The organism is Citrobacter sp. Cb031, from assembly GCF_030336725.1.
In the GTDB taxonomy this organism is placed as follows: Bacteria; Pseudomonadota; Gammaproteobacteria; order Enterobacterales; family Enterobacteriaceae; genus Citrobacter; species Citrobacter braakii.
Genome location: NZ_JAOWDA010000033.1, coordinates 247,407 through 262,827 on the forward strand (window position 1 = coordinate 247,407; position 15,421 = coordinate 262,827).

Sequence of the window (15,421 nt, forward strand, 5' to 3'; positions counted from 1 at the left end):
CGTATTTAAAACTCGTATAGGCATTAAGCCGGTTTTGTTAGCCCAAAAAATTCACGGGCAGTCAACTCATCACGCGCAATCTGCGCTTTTAGTTCATCCAGCGAGGCAAATCGCTGTTCGCTGCGTATTTTTTTACGCAGTACTACATCTATATGGCGACCATACAGGTCCATTACAACGTCCAATAGATGCACTTCCAACTGTTGGCGTACGCCTGCTACCGTCGGGCGTGTGCCGATGTTGGCGACGCCGGGGAAAGGTTTGTCACCCAGCCCCATTACTTCAACCGCATAAACCCCTTTCACCGGAGAAACCTGGCGACGAAGCGGTAAGTTTGCCGTCGGAAAACCGATAGTGCGCCCTAACTCGTCACCGTGAACTACGCGTCCTGAGATAGTAAAAGGATGCCCAAGCAGGCTTTCGGCCAGTTGCAGGTTATCTTCCGCCAGCGCCTGACGTACCGCGGTACTGCTGATGCGCACACCGCCTTCACAGAAGGTTTGAGTGCTGGTGATATCAAAACCATACTCAGCGCCCGCTTCCTGTAATAACAAGAAATCGCCCGCACGGCTAGCGCCAAAGCGGAAATCATCACCAACGGCAAGAAATTGTACACCAAGGCGCTTCACCAGCAGTTCGCCGATAAAGGTCTGCGCCGTTAATGCCGCGAAGCGCCTGTCAAAACGCACGCACAGCACGTAATCAACGCCGCACTCCGCCAGATAACGCAGTTTTTCCCGCAGGCGGGTGAGGCGCGCAGGTGACTTGTCCGTCGCAAACAGCTCCAACGGCTGCGGCTCGAAAATCATCACCATCACCGGTAAATTGCGTTTGCGCCCTTCTTCCCGTAAGCCCTGCAGCAACGCACGATGGCCACGGTGCACGCCGTCGAAATTACCAATAGTCAGCACACACCCATGCGGGGCCTGACTGAGATTATGTATGCCTCGTATCAGCTTCATGTCTGGCTCAAAACAGTGAAAATCGTGAAAGTATACCCTGTACCGCGTTCAACGTTAACCGGCGATTGTTTCTACGAAACAGAAAGAGGATGGTTTTCATCGTTATGAAACAAATTGACGCCCTTCACGGGCACACCAATGCAATTTTTCTCGTGGAAAGGCTGTATTCACGCCCCGCAAGCTGGTAGAATCCTGCGCCATCACTACGCAACGAGTGCTGCAATTTAAACGGCGCTTATTTGCACAAATCCATTGACAAAAGAAGGCTAAAAGGGCATATTCCTCGGCCTTTGAATTGTCCATATAGAACACATTTGGGAGTTGGACCTTGGCTAATATCAAATCAGCTAAGAAGCGCGCCGTTCAGTCTGAAAAGGCCCGCAAGCACAACGCTAGCCGTCGCTCTATGATGCGTACTTTCATCAAGAAAGTATACGCAGCTATCGAAGCTGGCGACAAAGCTACTGCACTGAAAGCATTTAACGAAATGCAACCGATCGTGGACCGTCAGGCTGCTAAAGGTCTGATCCACAAAAACAAAGCTGCACGTCATAAAGCAAACCTGACTGCACAGATCAACAAACTGGCTTAATCGCCTGCTTGTTGTCGCTTTGTGAAAAAACCCGCGTAAGCGGGTTTTTTTATGCCCGTCGTTTGCAGCCGGATTCGACAGCAACCGTCATTCACTAGGCATTGAGCTGATAGTCTCTGTCTGGCCGAAGGTGGATAACCGCCCCAAGAGATATCGAGAGATGCGTGAAAACGGCTGGCCACGGAACAGAATTCCGGTATTTATCCGCGAAGGTGGTCAGTACCGGAATTTATTAAAGCAGTAGAATCCTTCCGGCTGTAGGCAACCACCGCAGCCGGAAGCATTACGACGATCAGGCTGATTGCAGCTTAAATAATGCCGAGTAGTCCGCATTGCAAATACGCTGCACCGCTGGATGCTGGATCATTCTTTCCGCAAATATGGCGTGATACTCCTCCATCACATTCTCTACGCGTCCAATTTCAACAATTGAATCATCGGCATAGAAATTGTGGGAGTAAAGCGTAGGCGCAACAAAAATAGCGTTATGCGTTGCGCCGAACGCTTTCATCAGCGCGGCATCATCAAACTCGCCAAGGATTTCAACGTTCAGCCCTTGTGAGTTAATCCAGTTCAACAGCTTACGCCCGAGCATCGAACGGCGTCCAGGGATCAGCAATCGACGCTCTTCTAGGCAGGCCGGAAATGGTTTCTCAGGCAATGGCTGGGTGCACCAAAAGCTCACGCTGCATTCGCCAATCCGCACTGAGAACAACCCTTCCTGCTGCGTAGAATCGATCGGGCAGTCGGAGATAATCATATCCAGTTTATGCTGGCTGAGCTGATCAAGCAGCATCTCGTGCGTTGATTCAAAACAACGCAGATGGATTTGTTCATCTTCAACGACTGCAGCATTCAGCACGCTGCTGACCAGCTGTTTGGACAACGCATCCGCCACGCCGACATCGAACAGTAAATTCGACTCTTTGCGATAGTTCACGATATCCAGCATTTCCTGGCTTAACGTGAACATCTTATCCGCATAACGAAAAACCAATTCACCTAATTCGCTGGGCTCCAGTCCACGCCCCTTCCGCTTGAACAACTTTCCCTGTAAGCGTTCCTCAAGCGCTTTAATCTGCCCGGTAATGGTCTGCGGTGTCAGATAAAGCGCCTCTGCTGCACCAACCACCGATCCTTCTTTATATACATGCCAAAAGTAGTACAGGTGGTTGTAGTTTATATGAGACATACACTCTCCCTGAAAATTGTCACGAAAGGGTTATCCCGTCAGGCTGCTGCGTTCAACCGGGTGCGTAACCAGCAGTAACCTATTACCGCCGACAGCAAAGAACCGATCAGGATCCCCAGTTTCGCCCAGTTAATCAGCTCAGGATCGACGGTCCCAAACGCCAGGCTGGCGATGAAAATCGACATCGTAAAGCCAATGCCGCACAGAATGCCGACCGCCATAATTTGCTGGAAATTCGTTCCCTCCGGCAATTGCGCCATCCTGAAGCGTAACGCCAGCCAGCAAAAGAGGCTGATACCCAGTGGTTTCCCGATTAACAGGCCAGCAATGATCCCCAGCGGTAACACCGAGGTCAGTCCATCAATGGTGACGCCCTGCAGTGAGACACCCGCGTTAGCGAAGGCAAACAACGGTAGGATCAGGTATGCCACCCACGGGTGCAGAACATGCTCCAGACGCTTCGCCGGTGAACGCCCGTGTTTTTCCTTCAACGGAATGAAGAAACCGACGATCACGCCCGCCAGAGTTGCATGCACGCCAGACTTCAGTACGGCCGTCCACAGCACTACGCCAACCAGAATATAAATACCGGTACGTCTTACACCGCACAGATTCAATGCTGCCAGGACAAGGATCGCACACGCGGCAACGCCCAGCGACAACAGCGAGAGATCGCTGGTGTAGAACAACGCGATGATCACAATAGCGCCGAGGTCATCGATTATCGCCAGCGCCATCAGGAAGATTTTCAACGCCAGTGGGACACGGCTGCCCAACAGCGCCAGCACGCCTAATGCAAAAGCGATATCCGTTGCCGCCGGGATCGCCCACCCCTCACGGGTGATAGGGTCAGCATAGTTGAATGCCAGATACAGCAGCGCCGGGACAATCATGCCCCCGATAGCGGCAATGATCGGAAACGCCGCCTGGCGCAGACTGGCCAGCGAACCTTGCATTAACTCACGCTTCACTTCCAAACCGATCAACAGGAAGAACACCGCCATCAACGCGTCATTGATCCACAGCAGCATATTTTTGTTGATCTCAAGCGCGCCAACCCGCAGTTGAACGGGCGTTTCCAGAAAGGCGTGGTACCATCCACTGGTAACCCCGATATTTGCCATCAGCATAGCAACCACGGCAGCGATGATCAGAATGATGCCCCCCGAGGCGTCACTACTAAAAAAACGATGCAGATGTTTCACTTTTATTCTCTCTATTGGGTGAATACTTCGTAAATACTATCTTACACCTTCAGAAAGCTCGTTAAAATTAGATTATTCATGATGAATAGATCGGTTTTTACGAATAAAAAAAGCCCGAACAGATGTCGGGCATAGAGCGCAAAACACTGAGACCTAATCAGGCATACAGTCCCATTTTATAAACGCGGAAACTGGTGATGTCATAGCGATAGCCTACGCCATTCACTTCCTCGTTTTTATAGTAACCAGAGGTCATTGTCGCCTCAAAAAGCACCGACTTGGTTACCGGTTCAATTTCTTGCAGAAGCAAATTCCCCAATGCTTCATTTCCTTCCTGCGGGTCAATAATGTCGCTATCCCCCGGCTGGCAAGAGATAGCTCGGCCATTTTCGTCAAATGTGCAATCGCCGAAATGCACAACGATGTTGCCATTCTGCAACACCTCTTTGGCGCTTACACAACTACTATAACCGCGAGCTCCCAACTCCTTACCGTATTCAAAAGGGCGCATTACCGTCATTGCGTTCAAATCAACGATAAAGTGTACAACCCGGCTGTAATTATCTGGTGGAAGCAGGCTTTTACTATCAACACGAGAGCGATAGTTACCATTGTCGAATACCATAAATTCGACCATTCCTGGTTCGTCATTAGCCACTTCAGTCACATTGTGTTGTCCCCACGACCAAAAATCACGGTTTGCCGCATCCACATCATCCTGATTGCTGAAGTCATAAAGAGGGACACCATCACTGTCGACCGGAGTCAGAAGGTAAGGCTTATACTCCTCGCTCCAATCTTCATGCGTGGACATAATAAACTGCAGCGATTCAGTCTCGAGGCTGATGCCAAAAACAGCGCTCTGATGACGCCCTGAAGCGATCAGCAAACTATTCGTTTCATTAACATAGCTTTGGTTGATATGCAGCCAGTCCTGAGCGGTCGGATCTTCACCAGGTGCCGTCCCCGTTGGTCTCGCTGTACGTGAGGTATCAAGAATAGCGGCCATGTCGTAATAGGCAATTTCCAGCCCGGTAGATAAATCCACAACTGAGACGCCATCTTCATTAGTCTTCAGTGAATCTGGTCTGCCCGAGGTATATTCGGAAGGCGCGACGATGGTATTACTGTCCCATTGCCAAATTGAGTGGTGGAATTGGTTATCCAGAATATAAAAAGTATACAGCCGTCCCATCATGTCGAACTCATACATCTCAAGGTAGGTGTTTTTAGCTTCTGATGTAGCCAAGAAATGACCGTTATCAATGCGCACCAAATTGAATGACGGGAAGTCCTGTGTCACGTACCAACGCACCACACCATCCTGATCCAGAGCATAGTTATAGCGGTCGAAATGCGTAATGAAATAGCAGCCCGGCGCAATCAGGTCGGCGTCAGTCACTGGTTGAGTCACATTGATAACAGGAAACCCTAACTGCACATCTGCAGAATCCGTTGCAGGTAAAGGTTGGGTTGCTATCGTATAAGTGGCGATAACGACTTCATCAACCAAAATAGCCAGTTGGTTATCGACATCTGCCACTAGGCCAAGTACAGGCAGCAGATTCGCCCCCACATTCAACGTAAAATCTTGCACGACTTGTATCGCGCTTTGCGCCAGATCCTGAATTTTCAGCGTTACAGTACGTTCTTCAGCACTCCAAACACCGGCATATGCACTTAAAGGGGCTGTACCATAAGGGTTTAGAACAATGACCGCATTTTCCAACGTATTCTCATCAGTGATCCGAGCCAGACAATCTTGATAAACAGCTGTATGACTGAGAACCATCTCATTATTGCTGTCAATCTCCTGATTAACAGCGGGACGAGGTGTAGGCAACTTAATATCGGGGGAAATAATCTTTTTCATTATGCGTGTCCAATGTATTCATTTCATCGTTCCACAGCGGAACAACAAAATAAATACACTGGGGATATATCAATTAGGCAATCAAAAAACATCAATTAATATCAATAAAAACATTCCGTTATCGCATTATATTTTTATTATATTCAAATTTTAAATAATTCAGTACAACCGTAACATTGGCAGGAGACAGGCGACTAAGCTGAAAGAAAAACGGATGCGTATGCAAAAACTGAATAAATTTAGTGCTGCCCGTTAAGGTAGCGTAGCGTAGCATACTCGTTTTTTTATTTCCTGTGAGGTTACATACGGCTTTAGAGTAACCGCGTGTTGAGAAGGCTCGCCAGACATTATTGCGTATTCCGCCACTAAAGAACACTCGATAAGGAAAGTCTTTATCCGGAGGTGAAACCCCCATTTCTCTTACAAATGATATATGACAACGACCTTGCCGCACAGATTGCAGATTAGCCATCATACATCCTCCTAATATAAAACACTCATGATCGATGTCGTGCTGAACATTGAGGGAGTGCTCATCCGTAAGCTCTTTGACCAGCTCAAAATGCCGGTACGCGGGAAGAACTGGTTTTACCAACATCCCGGGATCGTTTTTGTAAAGCGTGGCGGGACCATAGTCGATATCAAATAGGGTATTTCGCCGCATCGTCATGAGTTCTTTGCGTTGGACAAGATGCGCTAACGTCCCAGGCGGCAGACGTTCCTCGTATTCAGAAATGTACTGATATTCGTTTTCGACAGGCTGCGTGGAATAATTAGTTGTCACAGCGATAACCCTGCCACTGCTCTCTTCTGCCGTAACCAGAACATACAAACTGTTGTCGCCGCCATTAAATTTAACCCGAAAAGCGCACGTACTCATCGCCAGATCAAACGCAGGAAAAACGAACTCTCGTTCAGCCTCATTTACCTTGCGGGATAATTTTTGTAGCGCACGGTTTAGACCCGTGCTGTCTAATGAAAGTGTCGCTCTAATATCAGACAACGAAGCGCCTTCCTGGATAAGTCTGGCAAGGTTTTCCTGACGGATATCTGCCTTATGTTCTCCCGGGGAAACAAACGTTTTGTGGCACTCAAGGCAGTAAAGTCGCGCCTCTCTTTGAGCGGAAAATCCATATTTTTTCAGTGATGAACTACCGCAGCCAGGACAAGCTTTAATCAATCCCTTCCAGGCCTGGTTTGCCGACTGACGGAAGAGATTGAGCGAGTACTCAGAAATGATGGGGAACAAAAATCCACATTCTCTACACAGAATCTCCTTCCCTTGGGTTAAATAATCCGGACTATTTAATATACCCATATTTTTACAAGTAGGTGTTTTACAGGCATCAACATTGATTCGAGAAAACATATTCACTCCCTGCGAATATTACTATCACACAAATATTGTTTTTATCTCTGCTGGCGAAATATTATTTTCATAGAGCGTTTTCATCGCCCCCATCGCTAGTGCAGTATGGGAAAAAAACAACTGATAACCAGCACATAAAAAGTTCTGATTCGATACTCCTGAGACTGAGGGGAGAAATCGGTGTTTAGGACATCCCCCATTGCAAGCAAACCGCCACTGACAGGAGTAACATTCTTGCGCCATGGTACGGCTTTTATCATTGCCGAATTGCCGATTTTGCTCACTATTGTTCATCGCACGCACCGTTGTATGCTGAATATTCCCTAGTTTGTACTGCGGATAGACAAAGTGATCGCAGTTATAAACATCACCATTCATTTCCATTGCGAATGCACTGCCGCACGTTGGAGAAAACACGCACACATGCGGAGGTAATCCGCACCAGGCAGCCAGCGTCTGCTCAAATATCTGTATGCCAATATTACCAATATCCTCACGGATCCAGATATCAAAAATAGCATTGAGAAAATGGCCGAATTCAAGTGAGTCAACGGACCACGGCATCATTTTCGTTTGTTTATCACAGGGTGCAGCCAACTCGGCATCGCTGCTGTCACTACGCCTCTCCACTAATGGAATAAACTGCATATACTGGCTACCAATGCTTTTCAGATATTGGTAAACCTGCAGTGGATGAGACATATTAGTGTGGTTAACCACCGTCAGCGTATTAAACTCAACGCCGTGACGTACCAGGCGTTTAATGGCCTGCTCCACTTTCTCATGTGTTGGTTTACCCGAACGAGTAACACGCCATTCATCATGTAGCGCAGCGTCACCGTCAACAGAAATCCCCACCAGAAAATCATTCTTCTTGAAAAACTCAGCCCATTCTTCGTCGATCAAAACGCCATTAGTCTGAAAGGTATTTACTATGGTTCTGCCCTCAGCGTAACGCTGCTGAAGTTCAATCGCCCGCTGATAAAACGCGCGCCCCATCAGAGTCGGTTCTCCACCTTGCCATGCAAAAATGACGTCATCCACATCCTGTGCGGCAATGTGTTGCTTGATGAATAATTCAAGCATTTCATCTGACATTTTGAAATTTGCTTTTCTGTCTGGATAGAGCTTCTCTTTTTCCAGGTAAAAACAGTATTTGCAGTCCAGATTGCATACTGATCCTGTCGGCTTAACCATTACCTGACAACTTTTCCTTTGCATCACGGAGGTCCATAAATAAAAGAACCCGGCTCAGCATAAAAATACTGAGCCAGGCGGGCATAGCCCTAAGTGGCATACTCTATTTTTTTGTTGTTATCCGATTAACCCCAGGTTACTGGCGTCGGTTTTTCACCTCGGGCTTTCATTAAGGAATCGTTATCAATATCCTTTTTGTACTTCAGGAACTTACCGTACAGCTGTTTTTCGATATCAGGCTGCTTGCCAATCTGATTAAGGGTTTCAAAACGATCTTTTTTCAGGTTGTAGAGGTATTTAGGTTTATTTTCGCGATTGATGATCATTTTCCAGTCACCATCGCGAATAGCCCACTCATCCGTTGGATCATCCTGGAATGGCATATCAATACCAAAAATGAGTGGCTTCTGACGCGCTAACGTTTTCTGTTCCAGTAATGGCACCAGAGACTGCCCATCGTAGGTACGATCTGTTGGCAGTTTAAAATCCATCATATTTGCCAGCGTCGGCATCCAGTCGAGACCATAAACCGGCGTATCCGTTACCATCCCCTGCGGAATATGTTTACCATACTTGATGATTGCCGGAACACGGATGCCGCCTTCCCACAAATTGTCTTTACGACCGCGAAGCCCATCCGTTTCGCCCGCCAGGTTCAGTTCATACACTTTACGAGCCTCGCGTGTGACCGGTCCGTTATCGCTGGTAAAAATGACAATGGTGTTATCTTCTTCACCCATTGCCTTAATCTTGTCCATTACTTTACCGACCTGGGCATCCATATAGCTGATATTGGCGTAATATTCTCCCGTGCCGCGCCACGGTTTATCAGCCCAATCTCCGTAGAACAGATCCGGATGCTGTTTCTGGTAGTCGCTCATGTTTTGTGAATACATATCGAGATACTTTTTCGGCGATGCCAGTGGGCTATGAACTTCTGTGAAGGCGACGTATAAGAAAAACGGCTTATCATCTTTCTTATTGTCCAACCAGTTCACAACTTCAGAGCTTACTAATTCTCCACTGAAGGTCTCTGCTCTACCAATCGGCTTGCCATTACGCACAAAACCGGTTGGATGTACCATGCCATGACGCGGGCGCTCTGTTGCGGTATCTAAAGTTGAGTCCGTTACGAACCCGGCAGCATTCACCAGGGTGTAATCGAATCCCATATCGTTCGCTTGCGGCTGATCGGTGCGATCTCCTCCGGCATTCAGGTGTAATTTGCCCATTATCGCCGTGTCGTAGCCCTGCTCTTTCAGCAGATTGGCAATCGTCAATTCATTGCGTCCTAATGCGACGTCTTTCCCTTCAGGGATCCATGAGCGTATCCCGGTACGAAACGGCATACGCCCCGTTAATAAACCAGCACGAGAAGGAGAACACAGCGGCGCAGGTGCATAGTAGTCGGTAAATTTCACCCCTTCCTGCGCCAGCTTGTCGATATTAGGGGTTTTGACGATTTGATGGCCATAAGTCGCGAGATCGCCATAGCCTAAATCGTCAGCAAGAATGATGACTAAGTTAGGACGTTTATCCGTAGCAGCCTGCGCGGTTGACGATACGCTTCCGGCACATAAGGCCAGTCCGATCATACTGGCAACAACAGTTCTTTTCATTTCAACTCCTTTGAATTATCACATCACCAATTACGCAATAAACTTGCCAAAAGGCTTAATATTTTCGGTTGATTTCTGGCACTCACTATTACATCAGCATGCAATAAAGAGTGATTGAAAAAAAATAAAGAAACAAATACATTCGCAGGCGCTATATTAATAATTAAAGTATCATTTTTATTTATATAAACTTACCAGAAAATTCTATTAAAAAACTGCACAATAACAAGTGACGAAGATCCCAAACACCTCCCTCACCCTCTCTATATCTCGTTAATGTCAGCATATGTTGTTTTCTCGGCACTAAGTTGCTAATAGCGAATAAGTCATACAAAAAGAATATCAAAAGCATCGATAAAAAATATTCGCGTTACTCCGGTAACACGCCTTATATTCAAAAAAACATAAAGTTAGCATAAAAAAAACAACACCTCCCGACACTTTCTCAAATTAATATTCGAACACTGGTATTTTTGCGACACCTATCACTCACAAACAAAACATCAACCAATAGACTTCCTTTTTTTCAAAAGCATTACACTTTATTATTTTCTTTACCTCACGGAGCTGAGCATGAACAAAAAATACATTAATAGTCTACTTGGTGCATGCCTTATCTTAGCCTGTTTTAATGGTCATTCAGCTGAACTAAAACGCGTATATGGGAAAATTAGTCTCGGGTATGGTGACTGGAATAAAGGTTTCGTAAACGTCGATCGTGGTGAAGTGTGGAAAGCGGTGGCTGATTTTGGCGCCGTTTTCGACAGAGGTGAATTTGCTTCATTTTACGAAATGAACGTTCTCAACCATCCAGTCGAAGGACGGAACCACGTTACTCAGTTTCTCGGACATTATCGTCCGATAGAAGGTTCTGATTTTACGTTGATGACCAAACTCTATATGTCGATGGAGAACACGTTTGGTGATGAATTGAATATGATGTATGGGGTCGGCTACCTTGGTCTGGTAGAAAAATCATGGTTCATTAAACCCTATGTGGCTATACACAATTTATCCAACGACTATACGTCAAAAAAATACGGTCAGGCTACTGGCCTTAACGGATATGTACTTGGTTGGGTTGCGGCATATAATTTTGAAATGTTTAACGAAAAATTTGCTGTTTCCAACTGGAATGAAATTGAAATGGATCGTAATGATGCCTATGCAGAGCAACAAGGTGGACATACTGGTCTGAATGGCGCAGTGACTTTCACATGGAAATTTATACCTAGCTGGACTGCATCGGTATCCTATCGTTACTTTAATAATAAATTAGGTTATAAAGATTATGGTGACCGTATGAATTATATGATTGGCTTCGAGTTCTGATTACTATCAAAATAAATAAAAAAGAAATAACCCAGTTTGAAACTCTGCATCCGATATATCAGATGCGGTGAGGTGTAATTGTCAATATATCGAATAAATGGAATATGAATATGAATGTGAAGAATAAATTCTCGCTGTCCCTCTTGTCTTTATGTATTGGTTTATCATCTGCTATAACCTTTACTGCAGATGCCAGAGACATTACCATTTACTACACAAATGATTTGCATGCTCACGTTACACCAGGGATTATTCCTTCTGTGTCGAAGACACGTGAGGTAGGAGGATTTGCTCCTATCTCTAAAATAGTTAAGGATGCCAAAGAAAAAGATAAAGATGTTTTTTTCTTTGATGCAGGTGACTATTTTACTGGCCCTTATATCAGCACCTTAACCAAAGGTGAAGCAATTATCGATATTTTGAATACCATGCCCTATGATGCCGTTTCGGTAGGAAATCATGAGTTTGACCATGGACATGAAAATCTAGTCACACAACTGAGTAAACTTAAATTTCCGGTACTGCTCAACAACGTGTTTTACAGCAATAGTGATAAACCATTAATTAAAACACCTTATACCATCGTCGAAAAAAATGGTTTGAAAATTGGTGTTATTGGGATGCACGGCGTTTCGGCATTTTATGAAGCAATTGCCGCAGGCGTCCGTGAAGGTGTTGACTGCCAGGATCCCGTACCGTATGTGAAGAAACAACTGGAAGAATTGAAAGGGAAAGTTGACCTGACAGTACTGCTCGCGCATGAAGGTGTACCGGGTCGTCAATCCAGCGGTGGTGATGAAGACGTTGCCCGTGCGCTGAAAGCTGACGTTGAAATGGCTAAAACGCTTGAAGGCTACGGGTTGAACGTACTGATCACCGGCCATGCCCATAAAGGTACTCCAGAACCCATTAAAGTCGGCGATACGTTGGTGGTTTCAACTAATGCCTACACGATTGAGTTAGGCAAGTTAGTCCTCGACTGGAACCCTGAAACCAAAAAAGTGGATAGCTACAATGGTAAGCTAATCACGATGTACGCAGATACCTATAAGCCTGATCCGCAAACACAGGCAAAAATCGATGAGTGGAACAATAAAGTTAAGAAAATTACCGACAGAGTCGTCGCCTACTCACCTGAGATTTTGACCCGTTCTTATGGTGAATCTGCTACTACAGGTAATTTAATTACTGATGCTTTGATGTATAAGGTACCTTACGCCGATGCCTCATTCTATAATGCTGGCGGTATTCGTTCCGAATTACCCAAAGGCAACATTACATATGGTGATGTATTGAGCATGTATCCATTCACTAATGATGTAATGAGTGTGGAGATCAGCGGTAAAGATCTCAGGTCAATTATGTCTCATGCCGCAGATTTGAAAAATGGGACGCTACACGCGTCAAAAACGGTACAGTTTAAATACGACAGCACAAAACCGTTGGGGCAGCGTATTGTTTCGTTTAATATTAAAGGAAAACCGGTAGAAGACAGTCAATTTTATACTATTGCTCTGGATTCTTTTATCGGGAAAGGCGGTGGTGGATTTAGTTTCACCAATAGTAAAAATGTTAAATACATTAAGGGATTACAAACCGCTCAGGCAATAATCGATTACATGGAACATGTGAAGAACATTGTTCCTGATCACACAATGCGTGTTGACGATATTAGCAAATGATTTTTTAGTAAGATCATTTAATACATAATGCGGCCACAATCATGGCCGCATTCATTTTTACTTATCAAAATAATGGCAGTTTATAAACTCTGAAAGCAGAAATATCATAACGATAATCATCACCATTTACTTCAGCATTTTTATAATAACCTGACGTTACCGTCGCCTCAAAAAGAAGCTGTTTCGTCTGCTTATTGATCTCTTGTAATACCAACATCCCCAGCGCCTGACTTCCATCTTGCGGATCCACAATATCACTGTATCCCGGTTGGGCAGATAGAGGACGACCATTTTCATCCATGGTGCTTGCACCAAAATGGATGACCAGATTACCATTGCTCAATAAATGCTTGGCACTTACGAAGCTGCTGTAGCCCCTGCTACCAACCTCATCTTTCCCATATTCATACGAGCGTGTTACCGTCATCGTGTTTAGATCTATTCTAAACTGAACTACCCGGCTAAAGTTATCCTTTGGCAACAAGCTCCTTGCATCGTCTCGAGAACGATAATTTCCATTGTCAAAAACTAAAAACTCCAGAATACCGATCTCAGCATTTGGAATCTCTACGATATTATGCTGCCCCCATGTCCAGAAATTACTGTTCGCTAAATCAATTCCATCTTGAGTAGAAAAATCAAACAGCGGATTACCTGACTCATCGACAGGTGTCAGCAAGTATTCCTCAAAGTCGGAGGCCCAGTCTTCATGATCAGCCATAATAAAACGCAGTTGGCCCGAGTCGACATCAACACCGAAGATGGCACTTTGGTGACGCCCTGATGAAACCAGCACATTATTGGTTGTATTAATATAGCTCTGGTTGATATGCAGCCAGTCATCCATCGTAGCCGATTGACCCGGTGCACTTCCTGATGGACGTGGCGAACGAGAATAGTCCATCACTTTTAACATGTCATAATAAGCAACCTCAAGCCCTGAAGTGAGATCGATAATGGAAACACCATCTTTACCTGTTGAGTAATCATCTGGACGTCCATTAGTATATTCCGAGGGGGCAATAGTCAGATTGTTCTCTAATGGCAGAATGGAGTGATGAAACTCATTATCAAGGAGATAGACTGCATATACTCTGCCCATTACGTCAAATTCGTACATATCCAGGCAGTGATTAATTCCTTGTGACGTAGCCAGGAAATGCCCGCTGTCTGTTCGGACAAAGTTATAAGAAGGAATTGCCTGAGAGACATACCAACGAACGAGGCCATTTTGATCAAAGGCAAGATTATAGCGATCAAAATATGTTGAAAAATAAAGGCCATCTGCAACTAATGAGGAATCGTCAACTGACTTTGTCACAGTGATGACAGGGAAGCCAAGACTGATATCAGCAGAATCCGATGGCGGCAATGCTGATGGGGTTACCGTGTATTGCCCAACAATCTGCGCACCTGAGATTAAGGTAACGACGTTATCCTCCCCGGCAACCAGACCCGAAACTGGAATCAGGTTTGCACCGGTCTGCATGCTGTAGGTCCAGGATACAGCTACCGTTATCCCCTTGCTATCCTGCACATTAATTTTGATATCTTCATTCAATTTCCCCCAAATACCCAGATACAGGCTTAAAGGTGCCGTACTATAAGGATCTAACGTAACTATGGCATTATCATAATCATTAGTTTCCATCACTGCAGAGAGGAGTGTTTGATAGATTGCATTATGCGAAAGCACCGTTGCGTTATCAACATCAATTTTCTGGTTAACTGGCATACGAGGTTCTGGTTGACTAATTTGTAATTTATTAATTTGCATATCTCTATCCTTTCACAAAAAGTTTTCATTTCCAATCGGCTATATAATCCCGATAGCTGGTAAGATAAACAGAACCGTAGTATTCGTACAAATAACTAGTAATAAAATAATCTAAAAAAACATCTTTATGAAGAAACAAAAAATTTATGTGACTATAAAACCATCTATTAATATGCTATGCCATATATCCCCAAATAAAAGTCTATAAATTGCCATTCAGCCTATGTCAAAAAACTCAATAATGCCTCCCTACCCCCCTAATGGCCAATTAAATAAATAACTCCTATTTAATTTAAAATTAATACAAACTAAAAATATCATAACTTATGTGACACGTATCGTTTTTACATGCAACAGGTATGCATATGTATTGAATAACAGAAAATTTGTATTTAATATTTCTGAACACATTAAACTAACCATGGTATATAAATGACCATTTACATTATTAAAAATAGTTGTATGTATGATAACGCCAGCCATGAATTAAAAAGTAAAGATGGGAAGCGAACTATAAAACTTACTCATATGCGTTCTAAATGTTTAAATTTCATCCTAACTCATGCGCAAGAACTGGTGATAAGGAAAAATCATATTGCGGAAGCATTATGGGAGGACAGG

11 protein-coding genes and 2 pseudogenes are annotated in these 15,421 nt (G+C 44.8%); 4 read left to right on the top strand and 9 right to left on the bottom strand.

Annotated elements, in window-relative coordinates; translation table 11 throughout:
- Positions 1-23: 23 nt before the first annotated feature.
- Entirely contained in the window at positions 24-962 is a 939-nt protein-coding gene (ribF, locus tag OGV93_RS14835) for a bifunctional riboflavin kinase/FAD synthetase (RefSeq protein WP_287109648.1), read from the bottom strand.
- 7 nt (positions 963-969) lie between these two features.
- Positions 970-1,185: pseudogene (locus OGV93_RS14840) on the bottom strand (DUF2575 domain-containing protein).
- Between the two features lie 105 nt (positions 1,186-1,290).
- Between OGV93_RS14840 and rpsT the strand changes: the two are divergent.
- Together rpsT and OGV93_RS23925 are read left to right on the top strand one after the other, a co-directional pair.
- Positions 1,291-1,554 carry a 30S ribosomal protein S20 gene (rpsT, locus tag OGV93_RS14845; protein WP_003018940.1) on the top strand — a complete coding sequence of 88 codons (264 nt, stop codon included), beginning with the start codon at positions 1,291-1,293 and terminating at the stop codon, positions 1,552-1,554.
- 91 nt (positions 1,555-1,645) lie between these two features.
- Positions 1,646-1,732: pseudogene (locus tag OGV93_RS23925) on the top strand (hypothetical protein); the annotation flags it as partial.
- Between the two features lie 114 nt (positions 1,733-1,846).
- On the opposite strand, the gene nhaR reads toward OGV93_RS23925, so the two are convergent.
- From nhaR to OGV93_RS14875, 6 genes are all read right to left on the bottom strand, one after another.
- On the bottom strand, positions 1,847-2,746 hold the full coding sequence (nhaR, locus tag OGV93_RS14850; protein WP_016151636.1) for a transcriptional activator NhaR: 900 nt from the start codon (positions 2,744-2,746) through the stop codon (positions 1,847-1,849).
- A 38-nt stretch (positions 2,747-2,784) separates the two neighbouring features.
- Positions 2,785-3,951 (bottom strand): Na+/H+ antiporter NhaA, encoded by a 1,167-nt coding sequence (gene nhaA, locus OGV93_RS14855; protein WP_016151635.1) that lies wholly within the window; start codon positions 3,949-3,951, stop codon positions 2,785-2,787.
- 157 nt (positions 3,952-4,108) lie between these two features.
- Positions 4,109-5,824, bottom strand: coding sequence for an aryl-sulfate sulfotransferase (locus OGV93_RS14860; RefSeq protein WP_046274470.1), 1,716 nt, complete (start codon positions 5,822-5,824; stop codon positions 4,109-4,111).
- A gap of 118 nt (positions 5,825-5,942) precedes the next feature.
- Entirely contained in the window at positions 5,943-7,193 is a 1,251-nt protein-coding gene (locus OGV93_RS14865) for an IS1/IS1595 family N-terminal zinc-binding domain-containing protein (protein ID WP_103928891.1), read from the bottom strand.
- Positions 7,194-7,217: 24 nt separating this feature from the next.
- Entirely contained in the window at positions 7,218-8,417 is a 1,200-nt protein-coding gene (locus OGV93_RS14870) for an anaerobic sulfatase maturase (RefSeq protein WP_181626537.1), read from the bottom strand.
- 98 nt (positions 8,418-8,515) lie between these two features.
- Positions 8,516-10,009, bottom strand: coding sequence for a sulfatase family protein (locus tag OGV93_RS14875; RefSeq protein WP_080859392.1), 1,494 nt, complete (start codon positions 10,007-10,009; stop codon positions 8,516-8,518).
- Between the two features lie 573 nt (positions 10,010-10,582).
- Between OGV93_RS14875 and OGV93_RS14880 the strand changes: the two genes are divergently transcribed.
- Together OGV93_RS14880 and OGV93_RS14885 are read left to right on the top strand one after the other, a co-directional pair.
- Positions 10,583-11,341 (top strand): outer membrane protein OmpK, encoded by a 759-nt coding sequence (locus tag OGV93_RS14880; protein ID WP_047414475.1) that lies wholly within the window; start codon positions 10,583-10,585, stop codon positions 11,339-11,341.
- A 110-nt stretch (positions 11,342-11,451) separates the two neighbouring features.
- Positions 11,452-13,023 carry a bifunctional metallophosphatase/5'-nucleotidase gene (locus OGV93_RS14885; protein WP_103928890.1) on the top strand — a complete coding sequence of 524 codons (1,572 nt, stop codon included), beginning with the start codon at positions 11,452-11,454 and terminating at the stop codon, positions 13,021-13,023.
- A 64-nt stretch (positions 13,024-13,087) separates the two neighbouring features.
- Here OGV93_RS14885 and OGV93_RS14890 read toward each other — a convergent pair whose 3' ends face one another.
- Positions 13,088-14,800 carry an aryl-sulfate sulfotransferase gene (locus OGV93_RS14890; RefSeq protein ID WP_287109649.1) on the bottom strand — a complete coding sequence of 571 codons (1,713 nt, stop codon included), beginning with the start codon at positions 14,798-14,800 and terminating at the stop codon, positions 13,088-13,090.
- Positions 14,801-15,421 lie beyond the last annotated feature (621 nt).

Coding starts and splice junctions, on each gene's coding strand:
- OGV93_RS14865 (WP_103928891.1), bottom strand. CDS start 7,193: ATGTTTTCTCGAATCAATGTTGATGCCTGTAAAACACCTACTTGTAAA.
- OGV93_RS14885 (WP_103928890.1), top strand. CDS start 11,452: ATGAATGTGAAGAATAAATTCTCGCTGTCCCTCTTGTCTTTATGTATT.
- OGV93_RS14860 (WP_046274470.1), bottom strand. CDS start 5,824: ATGAAAAAGATTATTTCCCCCGATATTAAGTTGCCTACACCTCGTCCC.
- OGV93_RS14880 (WP_047414475.1), top strand. CDS start 10,583: ATGAACAAAAAATACATTAATAGTCTACTTGGTGCATGCCTTATCTTA.
- nhaR (WP_016151636.1), bottom strand. CDS start 2,746: ATGTCTCATATAAACTACAACCACCTGTACTACTTTTGGCATGTATAT.
- OGV93_RS14890 (WP_287109649.1), bottom strand. CDS start 14,800: ATGCAAATTAATAAATTACAAATTAGTCAACCAGAACCTCGTATGCCA.
- ribF (WP_287109648.1), bottom strand. CDS start 962: ATGAAGCTGATACGAGGCATACATAATCTCAGTCAGGCCCCGCATGGG.
- OGV93_RS14875 (WP_080859392.1), bottom strand. CDS start 10,009: ATGAAAAGAACTGTTGTTGCCAGTATGATCGGACTGGCCTTATGTGCC.